The sequence below is a fragment of the Croceicoccus bisphenolivorans genome, assembly GCF_001634625.1.
Classification (GTDB): Bacteria; Pseudomonadota; Alphaproteobacteria; order Sphingomonadales; family Sphingomonadaceae; genus Croceicoccus; species Croceicoccus bisphenolivorans.
Genome location: NZ_LRSE01000002.1, coordinates 252,567 through 271,047, shown reverse-complemented (window position 1 = coordinate 271,047; position 18,481 = coordinate 252,567). Strand labels below are relative to the sequence as shown.

Here is an 18,481-nt window from a genome sequence, read left to right as displayed (position 1 = left end):
CCCCTGCGCACTGGCTTGTAACCGCAATGTCACCGCATTTTAAGCCCCCCGCGAAACCGGCGCGTTAACTGAACCGCTGGCGCGCACGGCTCGTCGCGTGTATCGGCGCGGCAAATGGCACAAGAAATCGCACCCTCTCCGAAAGTCGGCATGGTCAGCCTCGGCTGTCCCAAGGCGCTTGTCGATTCCGAACGTATCCTTACCCGGCTGCGCGCAGACGGCTATTCCATGAGCGCGGATTACGAGGGCGCCGACGTCGTACTGGTCAATACCTGCGGCTTCCTCGATTCCGCCAAAGAGGAAAGCTTGGACGCCATCGGCGAGGCGATTGCCGAAAACGGCCGCGTGATCGTGACCGGCTGCATGGGTAACGAAGCCGAACTGATCCGCGCGAAATATCCCGATGTGCTTGCCGTCACCGGTGCTCACCAGTACGAACAGGTCGTGGACGCGGTGCACGAGGCCGCGCCTGCCGCACGCGGGCCGTTCGTGGATCTCGTGCCCCAGCCGGACGTGAAACTCACGCCGCGCCACTACAGCTATCTGAAGATTTCGGAGGGGTGCAATCACTCCTGCGCCTTCTGCATCATTCCGGACTTGCGCGGAAAGCTTGCCAGCCGCCGGATCGATGCGGTGCTGCGCGAAGCGGAGAAACTGGTCGCCGCAGGTACGAAGGAACTGCTGGTCATCAGCCAGGACACGTCTGCCTATGGCGTCGATGTCCGCCATGAAGAGCGCATGTGGAAAGGCCAACCGGTTCGCACGCACATGACCGATCTGGCCCGCGAACTCGGCCAGTTGCGCACGCCGCAGAACGAAGTTCCGTGGGTACGCCTTCACTACGTCTACCCCTATCCGCACGTCGACGCGGTCATCCCGCTGATGGCAGAGGGGCTGCTGACGCCCTATCTCGACATTCCGTTCCAACATGCCAGCCCCAATGTCCTGCGCGCCATGAAGCGTCCGGCGAACGAGGCGAAAGTGCTCGAACGGCTGAAGGGGTGGCGCGATATCTGCCCCGACATCGCGGTCCGTTCCAGCTTCGTGGTCGGTTTTCCCGGAGAGACAGAGGACGACTTCAGGTACCTGCTGGACTGGCTGGAAGAAGCGCAGCTCGACCGTGTCGGCGGCTTCCGTTTCGAACCTGTCGAGGGCGCGCAGGCCAATGCCCTGCCGAACCCCGTGCCCGAAGAGGTAAAGGAAGAGCGCTACACCCGCCTGATGGAGGTGACCGAACGGATCAGCGCAGCGAAGCTCGCCGCCAAGGTCGGACGAACCGTTCCGGTTATAATCGACGAAGTTGGCGAACCTGACGAAGATGGCGACATCGGCGCAACCGGACGCTCGCAGGCCGACGCGCCGGAAATCGACGGCAGCGTCTTCCTGCGCAACGTGCCCGCCACACTGGCGCAGGGCGACATCGTCAACGCCACGATCGAGGAAGCGGACGCGCACGACCTGTTTGGCTTTATCGCGTGACCTCTACGCGCTAAGGCCGGGGGTAATGAGCAATTCCCGAATCTGGACCGCCGCCCTCGTCGTCATCGGAGACGAGATCCTCTCCGGTCGCACGCAGGACAAGAACATCGCACAGATCGCCACGTGGCTTGGCGTGCAGGGTATCCGGCTGAAGGAAGTGCGCGTCGTTGCCGACGACATGGACGCCATCGCCGAAGCGGTGAACACCCTGCGTGCGCGCAACGACTACCTGTTCACCACCGGCGGCATCGGCCCCACGCATGACGACATCACCGTCGATGCGGTATCGCGGGCCCTGGGCGTCGACGTCGTCATCCACCCCGAAGCGCACGCGATCCTTGAAGACTATTACAAGGACAAGGGCGGGCTGAACGAAGGCCGGTTGCGCATGGCCCGCGTTCCCGACGGGGCGGAGCTGATTCCCAACCGCTATTCCGGCGCGCCCGGCATCCGGTTCGACAATGTCTACCTGATGGCAGGCGTTCCGCAGATCACCGCCGGCATGCTCGATGCCCTGACCGGACAGCTTGAGGGCGGCGCGCCGCTCTTGTCCGAAACGGTCGGCGCATGGGTCGCCGAAAGCGAGATTGCCGGCCTGCTGCACGAGATCGAGCGCGCGCATGAAGGGAGCCAGATCGGTTCCTACCCCTTCTTTCGCGAAGGCCGCGTCGGCGCCAATTTCGTCGTCCGCTCTATCAGCGAGGATACGCTGAAAAGCTGCATCGACAGCCTTTGCGAAGGGCTGGGCGAAATGGGATGCGATTTCACGCCCGGCGGCATCTGACAGGCACCGTCAACTGACCGGTGCGACAGTGGGCTGACTGTCATTTCGACTACAGCGTTTTTCATAATCGGACTTACGGGCCGTTAACCAACCATCGCCTATTCGCAGATGCGGAATTTCGGTCAGGGATGGCGAGGTGGATTCAAGGCAGGCGAACCGTATCGAGGTATCGGCCCCGGCAAGTTTTCGCCGCGGGCCGGGCCTGGCGCTTACCGTGGCGGTGGCCGATCTTACGCCGCAGGGCTGCCGCCTTGTCGATATTCCCCGCACGCTTTCCCGCGGGGAGACGATCTCCCTGCGCATCGCCGGTGTCGGCCCGCTGCTTGCCCATGTGCGCTGGTTGCGACTGGGTCGGGAAGCCGGACTGGAATTCGACCGGCCGCTCAGCGATGCGATCTACACACTGATCGCCGGCCACAAACGGGCGAAGACCACCGATCCCTATCGCGCCGAGATCATGGAATTGCACAACGACTTCGTTGCCGAAGATCCCGACGCCGCGCCTGTCGAACCGGAGTTCATCCCACCTGAAACCGCGCCCGACGAACCTGCCCGTGCGGCAACCCGCACGACAGAAAACCGCGTGAGCGAGCGCTTTGCAGCGGGCAATGATCCGGCGGTGGCGATCGACCCCAAACGCGGGCCGGTAGAAGTGCGCATCCTCGACTTTTCGCACCATGGGCTGAAAATCGACCACGACGGCATTCCGGCCAGGACCGGCTCGCGCCTGACTCTCGTGTTTCCGGACAACCAGACAGTGGATGGCGAAGTCCGCTGGAACAACGGCACCAACCTTGGCATCCGCGTGCTCGAAATCGCGCCTGAAGCGCCTTTACGGGCGGAAACTGAACCGCGACCTCGTGCGGAGAACCGCCCGCCGATCAGCGTGGACGCGCAGGCGGAAATTGACGATGGCGGGCTCGCAGTGGCCGGACCGCATGATCTCGGGGTTCCCGATATTCCCGACGAACACCTCGCCCGTTTCGTAAGCCTGCTGGAAGCGGCCCGTTCGCTCGACTTCGTGACCGTGACTGTCCGCGCCGACCCCGACGGGATCACGATGGAACTGTCGATGAAGACTTCGACCTGATTCATTCCGGCACCGGCAATGCGGTGTCGCGGGTGACGGTTGCTCTCGAACATAGCCGGTCTTGTGCAAACCAACGAAAAAGGCCGGGAGCTTTCGCCCCCGGCCCTTTTTGCTTGAGCCTTGCTCGAAAGGTCGCGGCTTATGCGCCAGCGACTTCGGCGAGGTCGATCTTCAGGCCCGGGCCCATCGAGGAGGTCACGGTGACCTTCTTGACGTACTTGCCCTTCGCGCCCGAGGGCTTCGCCTTGACGATCGCGTCGACGAATGCGTCGAAGTTCGCCTTCAGCGCATCGTCGGAGAACGACAGCTTGCCGATGCCCGAGTGGATGATGCCCAGCTTCTCGACGCGGAATTCGACCTGGCCGCCCTTGGCGTCCTTGATGGCCTGTTCGACGTTCGGGGTCACGGTGCCCAGCTTCGGGTTCGGCATCAGGCCCTTGGGGCCCAGAACCTTACCGAGGCGGCCGACGACGCCCATCATGTCCGGCGTCGCGATGACGCGGTCATAATCGAGGTTGCCGTTCTGCATGTCTTCCATCAGGTCTTCGGCACCGACCTTGTCGGCACCGGCGGCCAGGGCCTTCTCTGCATTGTCGCCACGGGCGAAGACGGCGACGCGAACGTCCTTGCCGGTGCCCGAGGGGAGCGAGACCATGCCGCGGACCATCTGGTCTGCGTGGCGCGGATCGACGCCGAGGTTCATCGCGATCTCGACGGTTTCGTCGAACTTCGCGCTCTTCAGGTCGCGCAGGGTCTTCAGCGCTTCATCAACGCCGTACAGCTTTTCGGAATCGAGCTTCTCGGCCAGAGCCTTCTGCTTCTTGGTCAGCTTTGCCATGTAATCAGCCCTCCACCACGTCGAGGCCCATCGAACGGGCAGAGCCCTCGATGATCTTGGTAGCCTGTTCGATGTCGTTCGCGTTCAGGTCGGCCATCTTCTGTTCGGCGATGGCGGCGACTGCGCTGCGCTTGATGGTTCCGGCCGAAACCTTGCCCGGCTCCTTCGAACCCGACTTCAGGTTGGCAGCCTTCTTCAGCAGGTACGATGCCGGCGGAGTCTTGGTGGTGAAGGTGAACGAGCGATCCGCGAAGACGGTGATGACCGTCGGGATCGGCATGCCCTTTTCCATTTCCTGCGTCGCGGCGTTGAACGCCTTGCAGAATTCCATGATGTTCACGCCGCGCTGACCCAGCGCAGGGCCGATCGGCGGGGACGGATTGGCGGCGCCCGCAGGCACCTGGAGCTTGATGTAGCCCTCGATTTTCTTGGCCATGATGGCCTCCTTTCACACTGTCGGGCCGCGCGTTGGCTTGGCCCTCATGATAAGTGGTCGAACAGCGGCGCATGCGCCACCTCCCACACGGGCTCACCCGCCCGAAGGCAAGTGAAGGCGCGCGAATAGCGGTTTTCGCGCGAAATGCAAGGGAAAGAACGGGGCGGAAAGGCTGCCATCCGGTATGTTCCAACAGCCGCGCGGCAACGCAATATTAATCAAGTTCTGCAAGACGGGCTGCGGGTTACAGCAAAGTCATGGCGGTTGTTTTGGCGGATAAAAGCGGAACTGACAGGGCCAGCCTTCTGGCGATGGGACTTGCAGGTATGCTGCTGGCGGGCACGGTCGGCGCCTTGGGCGCCCCGCCCTTTACGCAATTCGCGAATGGCGCACGATCCGTGGCGACCCTCTATGCCCAAATGACGCAAACCCGGCCCGAAGTGCTTCAGCCTATCACGCACGAGGGCACCGGACTGGTCGCAAACAGGGCCGAACTGGTCCAGCCGGGGATGACGCTGATCCAGGGCATCTTTCCCGAAGGTACCCAGGTCCGCCTCTACGACAACGACGGGCAGGTCCGTCATGTCTGGAACGCAGACTTCTTCAAGGTCTGGCCCGATGCGGCAGACCGGTTCCCCGAAGTGCGCATTCCCAAATCGCAGATGCATTATTTCATTCAGGGCATGTCCCCGCTGGCCGACGGCTCGATCGTGCTGAACTTTGGCGATCTGGGCGCGGCCAAACTGGACAAGTGTTCGAACCTCGTTTGGCGTTCTGATCGTCCCACCCACCACTCTGTCACACCCGCAGGCGACGGCAAGTTCTGGATTCCGGGCCACATCCCGACGGCCGAAACGCCGAAGGAATACCTGCCCTCGGCCGTGACCGCGAAAGAAATCGACGACCTGATAGGCAGCAGCTTCAACGGCTACAACAACTCGGTCCTGCTGGTAGACGCAGACGGCAAGGTTGAGCGGGAATTTTCCATCCTGAAGTCGATCTATGACGCCGGGCTGGAAGCGGCGATCTACAACTCTGTCCGCGCCGTAACGGTCGACCCTGCCCACCTCAACGAGATCGAGGTCGTGACACCCGCCCTTGCCGATCGGATCGATGGCGTGGACGCGGGCGACCTTCTGCTCTCCTTGCGCGAAATGAGCATGCTGCTGATCGTCGACGAGATCGACGGACACGTAAAATGGCACGCGCAAGGTCGCTGGTTCCGCCAGCACGACCCCGACATCACCGAAGACGGCATGATCGAGCTGTTCAACAACCGCTCCCGCTCCATCAGCCAGAAGCCGGTCGACAGTCAGATCGTACGACTGGACCCGGCAACCGGCGAAAGCCACGTCCTGTTCCCGGTGGGCGAGAACGACGCGTTCTTCAGTGACTTCATGGGCGCGCACCAGTTGCTGGACAACGGCAACCGGCTGATCGTGGAATCGGCAGCCGGACGCGTGTTCGAGGTGACGCCGGCCGGCGAAGTCGTGTGGGATTACCGCCTGCCCTACGACGAGAAGACTGCATCGCTGTTCGCCTACGCCATCAAGATACCGAACGATTTTTTCGAAGTGGAGAACCTGTCATGCCCAACCTGATCCGCATGGAATCCGCCGCGCTTGCCGCAATCGGACTGTTCCTGCTGACCGGCGCCAGCCCGGCCTTCGCCTATATGGGCGCAGGCGCGGGGCTTAGCGCGATCGGATCGGCGCTCAGCTTTATCGGCGTCCTGCTGCTGATGATCGTCGGCTTCGTCTGGTACCCCGTAAAGCGCCTGCTGCGCCGCAAGCGGGTCGAGCCGGTACAAAGCGAAACGCCCGCCGAATGACGCTTGCCGCCTATATCGCCAGCTGCCTGTTGCTTGCCGCCGCCTTCGTCCGGCTGGGTGTGTTGCCGCGGACCCGCAAGATGCTGACCGGGCTGAACGCGGCGATGGCCATCGTGCGCGATCCGGCGATGGACGATCTGGCCAAGGAAAAGGCCGTGCAGCAGGCATCGGTGAAGCTGCTCGGCGGTACGCTTCTGACGACCGTCCTCCTGGCCCTCGCCTTCGCTGTTGCTGCGGTTCCGGCGTTGGCGGGCGCGTGGTCCGGCGCCTTTTCGCTGGAGGATTTCGTCGTCTTTTCGCTGCGGCCCGATGTCCTCGCCATGACGATCGCGACTTTCGCGGCCCTCGGCTTCGCCTTGCGCCGCGTGCGCAAACCGGCTTGAGCGAACCGGGACGATGGCGGTTGCCGATTACAACTGGTTCGACCGGATGGTGCACCGTCTCGCCTTCGGCACGGCTATGCCGCAGGACATGCTTTCCGACATGGAGGACAGCAAGTTCGGCACCCTGATCGCGGCCCAGCCGATCGACAGGCCGATCTTCATCACCTCTCTCGCGCGGGCGGGCACGACGCTGCTGCTTGAAATACTTTCACGCCATTCCGCACTCGTCACCCACTCCTATCGCGACATGCCTTTCGTGCTTTCGCCCATCATGTGGCGCAAACTTTCCGGGCGGTTTCAGGTTTCGCAGGACCGGCAGGAACGCGCCCACGGCGACGGCATGATGGTCAGCGCCGACAGCGCGGAAGCTTTCGAGGAAGTGCTCTGGCTGAAGCACTTTGCCGGTCACTATGCGCAGCATGGCATTTCGGTGTGGAGCAATGACCTGCCGCCAGCCTTCGTGTCGGCGCTGCAACGGCACATGCGTGCGCTGATCGTTTCGCGCACGATGGCGGCGGCACCGGGCAGGCGTTACCTTTCGAAGAACAACGCAAACATTGCACGCAAGGATGCGCTGGTGAAAGCGTTTCCCGATGCCCTGTTCATCGTTCCGTTGCGCCATCCGATCGATCATGCGCAATCCCTGCTGAAACAGCACGAGCGCGCGCTGAAGGATCACGGCGAAAGCGCCTTTGCCCGCGCCTACACGAGCGATATCGGCCATTTCGAATTCGGACCGGACCATCGCCCGATCCTGTTCCCCGGCATGGAACAGGCGATCGCGGCATACGATCCGACAACGCTCGATTACTGGCTGGCCTACTGGATCGCGGCCTATCGCCAGCTGGATCTGGACGGGCAATGCGTGGCCATCGACATGGAGCGCTTCACCGAAGGCGACACGACGATCGGCGAAATTTTCGAACAACTAGGGCTGGCCGGGGATGACGCGGCAAGCGCCTTTGCCACCGCCACCATCCGCCCGATGCCGCAACGGCGCGAGGCGGCAGCCTGCGATCCGCTGCTGCACGAGCAGGCGCTGACGCTTTATGGAAACCTGCGGGAAAAGGCGAAGAGGAGCGGCGCCATGGCCGCTCCCGAAGCGGTTACTTGACCAGTTCGACCTGCTCGAAGTCCAGTTCCACCGGCGTCGCGCGACCGAAGATCGAGACGCTGACCTTGACCTTGTTCTTGTCGAAGTCGAGCTCTTCCACCACGCCGTTGAAGCTGGCGAAGGGGCCGTCGAGCACCTTGACCGAATCGCCGATCTCGTAATCGACGCTGATCTCGCGCTTGGGCTGTGCGGCCAGTTCGTCGCGCTGGCCGAAATAGCGGGCTGCCTCACGCTCCGAAATCGCCTGCGGCTTGCCGCCGTTGCCAAGAAAGCCGGTGACCTTGGGCGTGTTCTTCACGAGGTGGTAGATATCGTCGTTCATCGCCAGCTTGGCGAGGACGTAGCCCGGCATCGTCTTGCGCTCGGTCTGGATCTTCTTGCCGCGCTTCACTTCGGTGACGGTTTCCGAAGGCACCTCGATCTGTTCGACAAGTGCCTCCAGGCCGGTGCGCTCCGCCTCGGCAAGGATGGCTTCCTTCACCTTGTTTTCAAAGCCGGAGTAGGCGTGGATGATGTACCAGCGGGCCATTTTCGTATCCTAAGTTCGTAAGTTCGATCAGGCGAGCGACAAGAGCCACTTCATGACTGCGCCGAACAGCGAGTCGATGCCGAGGAAGAAGACCGACAGGATCAGCATCATGATGCCGACGAAGATCGCCGTGCTGGTCGTCTCCTTGCGGGTCGGCCACACGACCTTGGATCCTTCCGCACGTACCTGGCGGATGAACTCTCCGGGGCTGGTCTTGGCCATCGCTGCTTACCTCTTGCCTTTCGAAGCGTGAGTGTCGGCATCGTAAGAGGCCGCCCCCACAAAACGGATTTCGCCACCGGTTCGCCCCCTTCCCCGCCAGACGGGTTTCGGGATTGGTCCATCGCCGCTCCGAGCGAGGCTGGGAGACGGCGTCAGGATTTCCGATGTCGGAATTGGTGTTGTGCCAATAGTGCGCGAAAGCGCGCTGTGCAAGGGCGAATGGGCAGGTTCCGGCACGCGGTGCGCGTTGGGCCGGTGGGTATCCGGCAATTGGCACTTCCCAACACCCAAGCGGGCCGATAGCAATTGTTACGGAACTTTTCCGGCCCAGCAGCAGGATATACCGAATGACCGTAGCCCCCGGCGCATCGCCCAGCCTGATCGACCACGTTACCAACGTATCCGATTTCATCTGGGGAGGCACCTGGAACGGCGATCCGGTCCTTACCATCGGCGGGCAGGTGCTGCCGCCGATGACGATCATCCTTCTCGGCGTCGGCCTGTGGTTCATGATCGGGCTGAAATTCTATCCGATCCGGAACATGGGATCGGCATTTGCCGGCCTGTTCAAGGGCCGCAAGGGCGCAGGCGCCGGTGAAATCAGCCCGTTCGCGGCATTGTCGACCGCGCTGTCGGGGCAAGTCGGCACGGGCAACCTTGCCGGTGTGGCAACCGCCATCGCCCTTGGCGGGCCTGGCGCGATCTTCTGGATGTGGATCACGGCGCTGATCGGCATGGCGCTCGCCTTTGCCGAAGGTTCGCTTGCCATCCGCTATCGGGAGACGACCAGCGACGGCACATATCGCGGCGGTCCGATGAGCTACATCATGATGGGCCTTGGCCCTAAATGGACGTGGCTGGCGATCTTGTTCTGCATCGGCACGCTGTTCTCCGCACTCGTCACGGGCAACACGATCCAGGCGAACGCGGTCGCCGACGGGTTGAGCGAGATGTTCGGGATCGAGGAATGGATGGGCGGCCTCATTACCGCCGTCGCCGTCTTCGTCGTCATCATCGGCGGCATCAAGGCGATCGGCAACGTCGCCGAAAAGATCGTGCCCTTCATGGCATTCGCATACGTCGCCATGGCCACGATCGCGATCCTGATCAACATTCAGGACATTCCCGAAACCTTCAGCCGCATCTTCGGCGGTGCCTTCAACACGCAGGCGGCCAGCGGCGGTTTCGTCGGGGCGGCAATCGCGCTGGCCATACGCGCGGGTGTCGCGCGCGGGCTGTTTTCCAACGAGGCGGGTCAGGGTTCGACCCCGATCGCCCACGCCGTTGCGCAGACCGACGATCCGGAACAGCAGGGCCGCATGGCGATGCTGGGCACGTTCATCGACACCATCGTCATCTGCACGATGACCGCTCTCGTCATCCTGACCGTGGAAGGCCCGTTCAACCACGCCGGCGCCGCGGTGAAACACGCGTGGCAGTCGGACCTGCAGGGTTTTGCCATGACGTCCGGCGCCTTTGCCGCCGCCTTCCCGCTGGCCGTGGGATCGATCCCCATTGGCACGCTGATCGCTTCGCTGGCGCTGATCCTGTTCGTGTTCACCACGCTGCTCACGTGGAGTTATTATGGCGAACGCGCCATCACGTTCCTCTATGACCGCGTGCCCGGCTCCACCCGCAAGGGCGAGCGGTTCCTCCACATTTCGTGGCGCGTGATCTGGTGCGTGGTGATCTTCGTCGGATCGTCGCAGGACCTGACGCTGGTCTGGCGGCTTGGCGATATTTCCAACGCGGCTATGGCCCTGCCCAACCTGCTCGCACTCGCCCTGCTTTCCGGCGTGGTGTTCAAGCTGGCAAAGGGTCAGCGCAAGGCCGGGCCCGACCATCACCGGGCAACGCCGGAAGAACCCGAAGAATACTGACGGTTCGCGCCGCACGCCTGTCGGGCCGGTTGCGATGCGCCGGCCCGACAGGCGTGAGCGATCGACTTTCGCCAGATATTTCAGCTGCATGACAGAAATCGTCAATCTGTCATCGCATTGCTATCGCAACGTCGCTTCCCTGTAAGAAGACACCCCTATCCGCGCCTCCAACACCATAACGGAGGTTGATACATGGGTTCGTCACGCTGGCTCCTCGGGGCCGCAATCGGGGCAATTTCGCTTGGCGCCACAGGCACGGCCATCGCCGGCGAGATTGAAGGCAACGTCATCGACGCGACCGGCACCGCCGGCCTTCGCGCGGCACAAGTCCGGATCGAGGAGCTTGGACGCTCCGCAACGACGGGTGGCGACGGCAGCTTCCGCTTCGTCGACGTGCCCGCCGGCACCTACACGCTTCGCGCCGACTACATCGGAGCCGCAGCGCAGGAACTGACCGTAACCGTACCGGCCACCGGCTCGACCTCGGCAGACTTCTCGCTGGCGGGCATCGACGGCCAGATCCTCGTCCTTGGCCAGCGCGCCAATCTTGGCAGCGCCCTGTCGCGCAAGCGCGCCGCAGACACGGTCAGCGACGTCATCACGCGTGACGCCATCGGCCAGTTCCCCGACCAGAACGTCGCGGAATCGCTGCGCCGCCTGCCGGGCGTCAACGTCCTCAACGACCAGGGCGAAGGCCGCTTCGTTTCGGTTCGCGGTCTCGACCCCGAACTCAATTCCACCTCGCTGAACGGCGTGCGCCTGCCCGCGCCGGAATCCGATGTCCGCTCGGTCGCGCTCGACGTGATCAGCTCCGACATCATCGAATCGATCGAGGTGAAGAAGTCGCTCACCCCCGATATGGATGCCGACACCATTGGCGCCAGCGTCGAGATCGAGACGACCAGCGCCTTCGACCGCGAAAAGGCCCTGCTCGTCGCCAAGATCGAGGGCAGCTATAACGAAAAGGCGAACGAGCTGAGCCCCAAGGCCAGCCTCGATTTCGCCAGCCGCCTTGGTGAGAACGTCGGCATTTCGGGCGGCGTGTCCTATTATCGCCGCAAGTTCGAGACCGACAATATCGAGGCGGACGACTGGACCGAAGACGCCGGCACCCCCTACGCGCAGGAACTGCAGTACCGCGACTACGACGTGGAGCGTGAACGCATCAGCGCGACGCTGGGCCTCGACTTCCGCGTCGGCGACACGACCGAGCTTTACGCAAAGGGCACGTGGAGCCAGTTCGACGATCAGGAATACCGCCGCCGCACCACGTTCGATTTCGGAGATTTCGAGGACGATGTCCTGCCGACGATCGACGGCAGCACGGCCACGTTCTCGTCCGACACGGCAGAAATCACGGTCGAACGCGACATCAAGGACCGTTTCGAACGCCAGCGCATCTACTCGCTGGTTCTGGGCGGCGAAACGAAGCTGGATAGCGGCTTCTTCGCCGAATATTCGGCCAGCTACGCCGAGGCGAGCGAGAAGGAAAGCGGCTCGATCGACCCGACCGAGTTCCGCCAGAAGTTCGACGGCGACGGGTTGCTGATCACGGTCGACAATTCCGACCCGCGCGTCCCGCTTTACACCGCATCCGGCAATACTTCCGGCTTCTTCGACCCCGAAGGCTATGCGCTGAAGGATATCGAACGGACCGCGCTGTCCGATTCGAAGGACAAGGAATGGGCCGCACGCCTCGACGTGGGGCAGGAAATGTTCATGGGCGATGCCAGCCTGACGCTGCAGGCCGGTGCCAAGGGTCGCTGGCGCAAGAAGTCGTACAACTTCGACGTCGAGTTCTACGAATGGAACGGCGAAGGCGACTACACGCTGGCCGATGTGCTGGGTTTCCAGACTTACGACATCATTGGCATTTCGCCGGTTGCGGATTTCACCGCGCCGACGAAGTTCTTCTACAACAACTTCGACCAGTTCGAACTGCAGGAAGGCGACAGCATCTATGATTCGGCTGTCGCGGACTATGCCGTCAGCGAGGACATCCTTGCCGGATATGCGATGGCGACGTGGGACAACGGCCCGCTGCGCGCGATCGGCGGCGTGCGTTACGAACACACGAAGAACGAGTTGAGCGGCAACCAGGTTGACGAGGACGACCTCGACAACATCACGCTTCGCGCTTTCGAGCGGGATTACGGCCACTGGCTGCCCAGCCTCAACATCCGTTACGAAATGCGCCCCGACATGCAGGTCCGCCTTGCCGGATACCGCAGCATCGTGCGTCCCAAGCTTTCCAAGCTGGCACCCCGGTTCGAGATCAACGAGGACGACGAAGTCGCCTTCGGCAATCCCGACCTGAAGCCTTACGAAGCATGGAACCTCGACGCTTCCGTCGAATGGTACACATCGCGCACCGGCGGGCTGAGCGCTGCGGTGTTCTACAAGGACATCAAGAACTACATCGTCGATACGGCGGTGGACGGTCCCGGCGAATTCCTCGGCATTCCCTATGAGGAAGCAGAGATCCCGATCAACGGGCCGAGCGCGGAAGTCTTCGGTGCGGAGCTGAGCTTCTCGCAGTCGCTCTCGATGCTCCCCGCTCCGTTCGACGGTTTCCTGGTGCAGGCCAACTACACCTACACCGACGCGACCGGCATGGTGCCCGTCGACGGCGACATCAACGACCTACGCGAAATCACCCTGCCTTCCACGTCGAAGCACACCCTCAACGGCGTGCTCGGCTACGAAAAGGGTCCGCTCTCGCTGCGCCTGTCGGGCACCTATCGTGACAAGTACCTCGATGAACTGGGCGACGAAGCGGCAACCGACCGCTACGTCGACAACCACTTCCAGCTCGACTTCAGCGCCAAGCTGCAGGTGAACGATCTGGTCCAGGTGTTCGGCGAATGGGTCAACATCAACAACGCCAAGTACTTTGCGTACAACAACGTCGGCGGTCAGCGTAACCTCTACCAGTACGAGGAATACGACTACACCGTGAAGTTCGGCGCAAGGCTGGTCTTCTGATGAAGGCCTGGCCCCTCCTGATCGGTGCAGCTGCCCTTGGCAGCTGCACCACCACGGCGCCGATCGTTTCGCCCCTCCCCACGGCACAGGTCGTGGCGCGGGGCGAAACCGCGCCTGTCGGCACCGCGAACGACGATGCCGCAGACGATCCGGCGATCTGGCACAATCCCGCCGATCCGGCCCGCAGCCTGATCGTGGGAACGGACAAGAAGGCCGGCCTCTACGTCTATGACATGGCCGGCAAGGTGCTCGACTTCGTTGCCGACGGACGGCTGAACAACGTCGACATCGCAGACATGGGCGATCAGGGCGTGATCGTCGCTGCCAGCGACCGCAACGATGTCGCCAATGCCGGTATCCAGCTCTACCGCCTGTCAGCCGACGGCAAGCTGAGTGTCATCGGGCGCGTTCCGGGCGGCAGCGGCGAAGGCTACGGCTTCTGCCTCTACAAGGCGGGTGACGCGCTTCACGCATTCTCCGTGCTGAAGGACGGCACGGTCGCGGAATTTGCAATCGACCTTGCAACGCCATCCTCGACCCCGCTGCGCACGCTGAAAATTCCCACCCAGACCGAGGGCTGCGTCGCAGACCCGCGCGACGGTACGCTCTACGTGGGCGAGGAAGACGCCGGGATCTGGCGCTTCGCACCCGGCACCACCACGGGCGAGATCGTCGCCCCGATCGACAACGCGCAGCTGATCGCGGATGTCGAAGGCCTCGCCCTCGTTCCCGAAGGCACGGACGGCGGCTGGCTTGTCGCATCGAGCCAGGGCGACAGTGCCTACGCCGTCTATCGTTTGCCCGACATGGCCTACGCCGGTCGCTTCCGCGTTGTTGCCGGCACATTCGGCGCGACGGACGAGACCGACGGCATCGAGCTCAACGCAGGCAACTTCGGCCCCGACTTCCCGCTCGGCCTCTTCATCGCACAGGACGGGGTGAACGAAGCCGGCGCGCAGAACTTCAAGCTCGTCCGCTGGGACGAAATCAAGGCGGCTCTCCAGATCAAATGACTTTCCAGAATGATGCTTCGCGTCGGCTTTTCCTGAAGTCGACGGCGGGGGCCTTTGCGGCCCTTGTCGCCAGCGGTTGTACGGCCCGCTCGCTCACCGCCAGTGCTCCTTCGGCATCGCCGCTGGGGCCGCTGGTGCCCGATCCGGCCGGAATCCTCGATCTGCCGCAGGGCGCTTCCTACCGCGTGATTTCGCAGCTGGGCGACATGATGCACGACGGGCTGACCGTGCCTGACAATGCCGACGGCATGGGCTGTTTCGCGCTTCCCGATGGCGGCATCGCACTGGTCCGCAACCACGAGTTGAAAGTGGATGGCAAGCCGGGCGGCAACCTGGCGAACGGTTTCGACCGGGCACCGGACGGCAGCGTCCTGCCCGGCGGCACCACGACGCTGGTGCTCGATCCCGAAACACTTGCCGTCACGCGCCAGCACCGGTCGCTTGCGGGTACGATCCGCAATTGCGCAGGCGGCATCACCCCGTGGGGCAGCTGGCTGACGTGCGAGGAAGACGTGACCCGCCCCGGCCCCGACGCCAGCGACGATCACGGCTGGGTGTTTGAGGTTCCCGCAGCCGCGACCGGCATGGTCGACGCCGTTCCGCTGAAAGCCATGGGCCGCTTCAAGCACGAGGCAGCGGCAGTCGATCCGCGCACGGGCGTGGTCTACCTTACCGAAGACCGGGACGAGAGCGCGTTCTACCGCTTCATCCCGAACCGCCCAGGCGATCTTGCGGCGGGCGGCAGGCTGCAGGCGGCAGTGCTGACCGGAACGGCTGCCGACACCCGCAACTGGACCGGCGTTTCGATGGAACCGTCATCATGGTCCGGCGTGCGCTGGATCGACCTCGACAATCCCGAAGCGCCGGAAGACGACCTGCGTTTCCGCGCGGCTGCACAAGGCGGTGCGATATTCGCACGCGGCGAAGGCATCCACATGGGCGACGGCGAAGTCTACTTCTGCTGCACATCGGGCGGCGCGGCGAAGCTGGGGCAGATCTTCCGCCTCGTTCCCGGCGTCGATGGCGCGCAAGACCGGATGCAGTTGTTCTTCGAAAGCGAAAGCAAGGACCAGTTCGATTACGGCGACAACCTGACGGTTGCCCCGAACGGGCACCTCGTGGTTTGCGAAGACCAGTACACCGATGTCGTCGACAACCACTTGCGCGGCATCACGCCGGACGGACAAGCCTATCCGCTGGGCCGCCTGCGCCTGCAGACCGAACTGGCCGGCGCCTGCTTCTCCCCCGACGGGAAAACGCTGTTCGTCAACGCCTATAGCCCCGCGATGACCTTGGCGATCACCCTGCCCGGCGGCTGGGGCGCTTAACGCGCCATCCAACCTGCTCCCCGCGCCCGACGTTCTTCTTCGGCGTCGAGCGCGGGGCCGGTTGCCATGTCCTGCGCCGCGGCCATTAGCGCCGCGGTGTCGGAACCGGCCTGCCGGTATTCGCCGCCCTGCATGGCAGAGCCGTCACCGGCGGCCTCAAGCTTCCAGCCCTGTGCATCGCGGCAAGCGATGCCGGACTTCGCCGCTCCCGAAAAAGCACGGCAATACCGGTCTGCACCATCGCGGAAACTGAGCAGGATGCGCGTGGGTTCATCGCCCTGCCCCGCGACAAGCTGATCGTCTAGCACCGATGCCAGTTGCCGGTCCGCATAGCCCGTCGACGCGTCCGGTCGCCCGCCGACGAAGATCGCCAGCACCAGACAAGCCGCAAGCGCGGGTGCGGCATAGAGTGACCAGCGCGGCAGCCGCTTGCGCCGCTGTTTCGCCGCCGCGAAATCCACCACCGTCGATCGGGGGCGCACCGCATCGCTCAACCGGCTTGGCACCGGCTGATCAAGGATCGGAGCGAAGTGGGCCGAAAGCTTCGCGCGCAAATCGCGGTGCCGCGCGACTTCGCGGGCCAGCGCCGGATCGTCATCGACCAGCACCGCGATTTCGGCAGCGCGCGCTTCGTCCAGTTCGCCATCGGCAAAAGCGGCCAGTTCTTCGGGGGTCGGTCTCATGCCTCTTGCTCCAGCATCGCCAGCAGGGCATCGCGCCCGCGCACCAGCCGTGAATTCATCGTTCCCGTGGGGCAACCGACGATCTCCGCCGCCTCGCGATAGGAATAGCCCTCCACCATCACCAGCACGACCGCCTCGCGCTGCTCGTCGGGAAGCCGTGCAAGGGCCGCATCTATGTCAGACAGTTCGACAGTCGCTTCCTGCGCGCCCATGGCGCCGACGCTGCCGCCAGCTTCCTCGTCCACGAACGTCTGCAGGCGGCGTTGCCCTGCCCTCGCCTCGTCGATACGGATGTTGCGCATGATCCTGTACACCCAGCTGTCGAGCCGGCTGCCGCCGCGCCACTTGTCGCGGTTGCCCAGCGCACGCTCGATCGTCATCTGGCAGAGATCGTCGCCGTCGGCCCCATTGCCGGTCAGCCCGATGGCGAAACGCCGCAACCGGGGCAACATGGCCAGCAGGCCGGTTTCGAAGGAATTGCTCAGCTTCTCTGCCTCTATGCAGGATTAAACGGATGGGCGCGGCCGTTTAATCCCTGCTTCATCGGGAAACCACCATCGGAATGCAAATGCGACGAAATTTTGCCCTGTTACCATTGCTGATCGTCTTTGCAGGCACGCCCGCATCGGCGCAACTGGCATTGCCGGCGCTTCCGGGGCTTGGCCTGCCGAACCTGCCGCGCGTGATCGATCCGGTAACGCGGACGGTGGACGGGATCGTCGGCAATGTCGCGGCAAAGGTGGAACAGCTGGCGGAATTGCGGGTCGAACGGATCGAACGGCTGGTGCGCCAGCATCCCGATGCCATTGCGCTGGATATCGATGGCGAGCCGGCACGCCTTGGCGAATTGCTGGTGATGGATGCCGATGACAACGCCCTCGCCCGCGCCGGTGCGGCCGGGTTCGCGGTTGCGGGCGTGGACGAGATAGAGGGCCTTGGCATTGCCGTAACGCGCCTGGCCGTTCCGCAGGGAATGTCGCTGGCACAGGCACAGGAAAGGCTGGCCACATTGATGCCGGATGCGACAGTAAGCTCCGATCCCTTGCACTTCCAGTCCGGCGCGATCGGTACGGTTGTGGCCATGGCAGGTGCATCGCGGGCCGGAAATGTCACAACCCCCGTCGGTGTTATCGACGGAGCACCGGGGGTTGCCGTTAACGTAACGTCCCAGCGCGGCTTTGCCAAAGGCGCGCCGATTGCCAGCAACCACGGCAGCGCGGTCGCATCCCTGCTGAAGGGCGCGGGCGCGCGCAACGTGAACGTGGCAGACGTCTATGGAACGGACCCTGCGGGCGGCAACGCGCTAGCCATTGCGCGCGGGCTGGGCTGGCTGGTCGCAAAGGGAAGCAGGGTTGTGACGATAAGCCTCGTCGGACCCAAAAACGCGGTGCTGGAACGCGCAATCGGTGCCGCGCAGAAACGCGGCATCGTCGTCGTGGCAGCCGTGGGCAACGATGGCCCCGCCGCGCCGCCCGCCTATCCGGCATCGTATCAAGGCGTCGTCGCCGTAACCGCCGTCGATGGCCGCAACCGCGCCCTGATAGAGGCAGGGCGCGCGCTCCACCTGGACTACACTGCGCCGGGCGCGGACATTCGTGCACGGAACAAGGATGGCAAGTGGCGCACGGTGCGCGGAACCTCATTCGCCACGCCGCTTGCCGCAGTGCGCATCGCCGCTGCGCTGGACAGGGATGAAAACTGGCGCACGACGCTCGCCGGTGAAACGCGCGATCTCGGCCCGAAGGGGCATGACGATACTTTCGGAAACGGCCTGATCTGCGGGCGCTGCGGCCGGCGCTGAAAATTTTTCGCGACTTACGTGAATTAAACCGCGCGACCCATTCGTCCTTTCCCTGAACGAGCCGGATGCTCGTCGGAAATTACGG

At 63.5% G+C, this 18,481-nt stretch carries 18 protein-coding genes; 12 read left to right on the top strand and 6 right to left on the bottom strand.

Features of this window, described 5'->3' with window-relative positions; genetic code table 11:
• Nucleotides 1-114 precede the first annotated feature (114 nt).
• From rimO to A7A77_RS02915, 3 genes are all read left to right on the top strand, one after another.
• On the top strand, nucleotides 115-1,479 hold the full coding sequence (gene rimO / locus A7A77_RS02925) for a 30S ribosomal protein S12 methylthiotransferase RimO (RefSeq protein WP_066553242.1): 1,365 nt from the start codon (nucleotides 115-117) through the stop codon (nucleotides 1,477-1,479).
• A gap of 25 nt (nucleotides 1,480-1,504) precedes the next feature.
• Complete coding sequence (locus A7A77_RS02920) at nucleotides 1,505-2,263, top strand: competence/damage-inducible protein A (RefSeq protein ID WP_066553240.1); 759 nt, start codon at nucleotides 1,505-1,507, stop codon at nucleotides 2,261-2,263.
• A gap of 136 nt (nucleotides 2,264-2,399) precedes the next feature.
• Entirely contained in the window at nucleotides 2,400-3,353 is a 954-nt protein-coding gene (locus tag A7A77_RS02915; RefSeq protein ID WP_066553239.1) for a PilZ domain-containing protein, read from the top strand.
• Nucleotides 3,354-3,492: 139 nt separating this feature from the next.
• Here the strand turns inward: A7A77_RS02915 and rplA are convergent, their stop codons facing one another.
• Nucleotides 3,493-4,191 carry a 50S ribosomal protein L1 gene (gene rplA / locus A7A77_RS02910; protein ID WP_066553237.1) on the bottom strand — a complete coding sequence of 233 codons (699 nt, stop codon included), beginning with the start codon at nucleotides 4,189-4,191 and terminating at the stop codon, nucleotides 3,493-3,495.
• Between the two features lie 4 nt (nucleotides 4,192-4,195).
• Entirely contained in the window at nucleotides 4,196-4,627 is a 432-nt protein-coding gene (gene rplK / locus A7A77_RS02905; RefSeq protein ID WP_066553235.1) for a 50S ribosomal protein L11, read from the bottom strand.
• Between the two features lie 257 nt (nucleotides 4,628-4,884).
• Here rplK and A7A77_RS02900 point away from each other — a divergent pair, with 257 nt between their 5' ends.
• Genes A7A77_RS02900 through A7A77_RS02885 form a run of 4 tightly spaced genes read left to right on the top strand, consistent with a single transcriptional unit; the run spans nucleotide 4,885 to nucleotide 7,955 of the window.
• A complete protein-coding gene (locus A7A77_RS02900) occupies nucleotides 4,885-6,228 on the top strand; it encodes an arylsulfotransferase family protein (protein ID WP_082835855.1) in 1,344 nt (447 codons plus the stop codon).
• Nucleotides 6,216-6,458, top strand: a complete 243-nt coding sequence (locus A7A77_RS02895; protein ID WP_216635535.1) for a hypothetical protein — start codon at nucleotides 6,216-6,218, stop codon at nucleotides 6,456-6,458. The genes A7A77_RS02900 and A7A77_RS02895 overlap by 13 nt, the downstream gene beginning before the upstream one ends.
• On the top strand, nucleotides 6,455-6,841 hold the full coding sequence (locus A7A77_RS02890; protein WP_066553230.1) for a hypothetical protein: 387 nt from the start codon (nucleotides 6,455-6,457) through the stop codon (nucleotides 6,839-6,841). Before A7A77_RS02895 ends, A7A77_RS02890 begins: the two co-directional genes overlap by 4 nt.
• Before the next feature lie 13 nt (nucleotides 6,842-6,854).
• A complete protein-coding gene (locus A7A77_RS02885) occupies nucleotides 6,855-7,955 on the top strand; it encodes a sulfotransferase (RefSeq protein ID WP_066553229.1) in 1,101 nt (366 codons plus the stop codon).
• Here the strand turns inward: A7A77_RS02885 and nusG are convergent.
• A complete protein-coding gene (gene nusG / locus A7A77_RS02880; protein WP_066553227.1) occupies nucleotides 7,948-8,484 on the bottom strand; it encodes a transcription termination/antitermination protein NusG in 537 nt (178 codons plus the stop codon). The genes A7A77_RS02885 and nusG overlap by 8 nt on opposite strands.
• Before the next feature lie 27 nt (nucleotides 8,485-8,511).
• Nucleotides 8,512-8,706, bottom strand: coding sequence for a preprotein translocase subunit SecE (gene secE / locus A7A77_RS02875; protein WP_066553222.1), 195 nt, complete (start codon nucleotides 8,704-8,706; stop codon nucleotides 8,512-8,514).
• Nucleotides 8,707-9,053: 347 nt separating this feature from the next.
• Here secE and A7A77_RS02870 point away from each other — a divergent pair, with 347 nt between their 5' ends.
• The 4 genes from A7A77_RS02870 to A7A77_RS02855 all read left to right on the top strand — a co-directional run bounded on the left by A7A77_RS02870 (nucleotide 9,054) and on the right by A7A77_RS02855 (nucleotide 15,912).
• Entirely contained in the window at nucleotides 9,054-10,586 is a 1,533-nt protein-coding gene (locus A7A77_RS02870; protein WP_066553220.1) for an alanine/glycine:cation symporter family protein, read from the top strand.
• 192 nt (nucleotides 10,587-10,778) lie between these two features.
• Nucleotides 10,779-13,571 (top strand): TonB-dependent receptor, encoded by a 2,793-nt coding sequence (locus A7A77_RS02865; RefSeq protein ID WP_066553218.1) that lies wholly within the window; start codon nucleotides 10,779-10,781, stop codon nucleotides 13,569-13,571.
• Complete coding sequence (locus tag A7A77_RS02860) at nucleotides 13,571-14,584, top strand: phytase (RefSeq protein ID WP_066553216.1); 1,014 nt, start codon at nucleotides 13,571-13,573, stop codon at nucleotides 14,582-14,584. The genes A7A77_RS02865 and A7A77_RS02860 overlap by 1 nt, the downstream gene beginning before the upstream one ends.
• Nucleotides 14,581-15,912 (top strand): alkaline phosphatase PhoX, encoded by a 1,332-nt coding sequence (locus A7A77_RS02855; RefSeq protein ID WP_066553214.1) that lies wholly within the window; start codon nucleotides 14,581-14,583, stop codon nucleotides 15,910-15,912. The genes A7A77_RS02860 and A7A77_RS02855 overlap by 4 nt, the downstream gene beginning before the upstream one ends.
• Here A7A77_RS02855 and A7A77_RS02850 read toward each other — a convergent pair.
• Both A7A77_RS02850 and A7A77_RS02845 read right to left on the bottom strand, forming a co-directional pair.
• Nucleotides 15,909-16,595, bottom strand: a complete 687-nt coding sequence (locus A7A77_RS02850; protein WP_066553212.1) for an anti-sigma factor family protein — start codon at nucleotides 16,593-16,595, stop codon at nucleotides 15,909-15,911. The two genes, A7A77_RS02855 and A7A77_RS02850, sit on opposite strands and share 4 nt — an antisense overlap.
• Complete coding sequence (locus A7A77_RS02845) at nucleotides 16,592-17,047, bottom strand: RNA polymerase sigma factor (RefSeq protein WP_066553209.1); 456 nt, start codon at nucleotides 17,045-17,047, stop codon at nucleotides 16,592-16,594. The genes A7A77_RS02850 and A7A77_RS02845 overlap by 4 nt, the downstream gene beginning before the upstream one ends.
• A gap of 116 nt (nucleotides 17,048-17,163) precedes the next feature.
• Here A7A77_RS02845 and A7A77_RS02840 point away from each other — a divergent pair, with 116 nt between their 5' ends.
• Complete coding sequence (locus A7A77_RS02840; RefSeq protein WP_156500343.1) at nucleotides 17,164-18,396, top strand: S8 family serine peptidase; 1,233 nt, start codon at nucleotides 17,164-17,166, stop codon at nucleotides 18,394-18,396.
• Nucleotides 18,397-18,481: the final 85 nt, after the last annotated feature.

Coding starts and splice junctions, on each gene's coding strand:
- rimO (WP_066553242.1), top strand. CDS start 115: ATGGCACAAGAAATCGCACCCTCTCCGAAAGTCGGCATGGTCAGCCTC.
- A7A77_RS02920 (WP_066553240.1), top strand. CDS start 1,505: ATGAGCAATTCCCGAATCTGGACCGCCGCCCTCGTCGTCATCGGAGAC.
- rplA (WP_066553237.1), bottom strand. CDS start 4,191: ATGGCAAAGCTGACCAAGAAGCAGAAGGCTCTGGCCGAGAAGCTCGAT.
- rplK (WP_066553235.1), bottom strand. CDS start 4,627: ATGGCCAAGAAAATCGAGGGCTACATCAAGCTCCAGGTGCCTGCGGGC.
- A7A77_RS02900 (WP_082835855.1), top strand. CDS start 4,885: ATGGCGGTTGTTTTGGCGGATAAAAGCGGAACTGACAGGGCCAGCCTT.
- A7A77_RS02895 (WP_216635535.1), top strand. CDS start 6,216: ATGCCCAACCTGATCCGCATGGAATCCGCCGCGCTTGCCGCAATCGGA.
- A7A77_RS02890 (WP_066553230.1), top strand. CDS start 6,455: ATGACGCTTGCCGCCTATATCGCCAGCTGCCTGTTGCTTGCCGCCGCC.
- A7A77_RS02885 (WP_066553229.1), top strand. CDS start 6,855: ATGGCGGTTGCCGATTACAACTGGTTCGACCGGATGGTGCACCGTCTC.
- nusG (WP_066553227.1), bottom strand. CDS start 8,484: ATGGCCCGCTGGTACATCATCCACGCCTACTCCGGCTTTGAAAACAAG.
- secE (WP_066553222.1), bottom strand. CDS start 8,706: ATGGCCAAGACCAGCCCCGGAGAGTTCATCCGCCAGGTACGTGCGGAA.
- A7A77_RS02870 (WP_066553220.1), top strand. CDS start 9,054: ATGACCGTAGCCCCCGGCGCATCGCCCAGCCTGATCGACCACGTTACC.
- A7A77_RS02865 (WP_066553218.1), top strand. CDS start 10,779: ATGGGTTCGTCACGCTGGCTCCTCGGGGCCGCAATCGGGGCAATTTCG.
- A7A77_RS02860 (WP_066553216.1), top strand. CDS start 13,571: ATGAAGGCCTGGCCCCTCCTGATCGGTGCAGCTGCCCTTGGCAGCTGC.
- A7A77_RS02855 (WP_066553214.1), top strand. CDS start 14,581: ATGACTTTCCAGAATGATGCTTCGCGTCGGCTTTTCCTGAAGTCGACG.
- A7A77_RS02850 (WP_066553212.1), bottom strand. CDS start 16,595: ATGAGACCGACCCCCGAAGAACTGGCCGCTTTTGCCGATGGCGAACTG.
- A7A77_RS02845 (WP_066553209.1), bottom strand. CDS start 17,047: ATGTTGCCCCGGTTGCGGCGTTTCGCCATCGGGCTGACCGGCAATGGG.
- A7A77_RS02840 (WP_156500343.1), top strand. CDS start 17,164: ATGCGACGAAATTTTGCCCTGTTACCATTGCTGATCGTCTTTGCAGGC.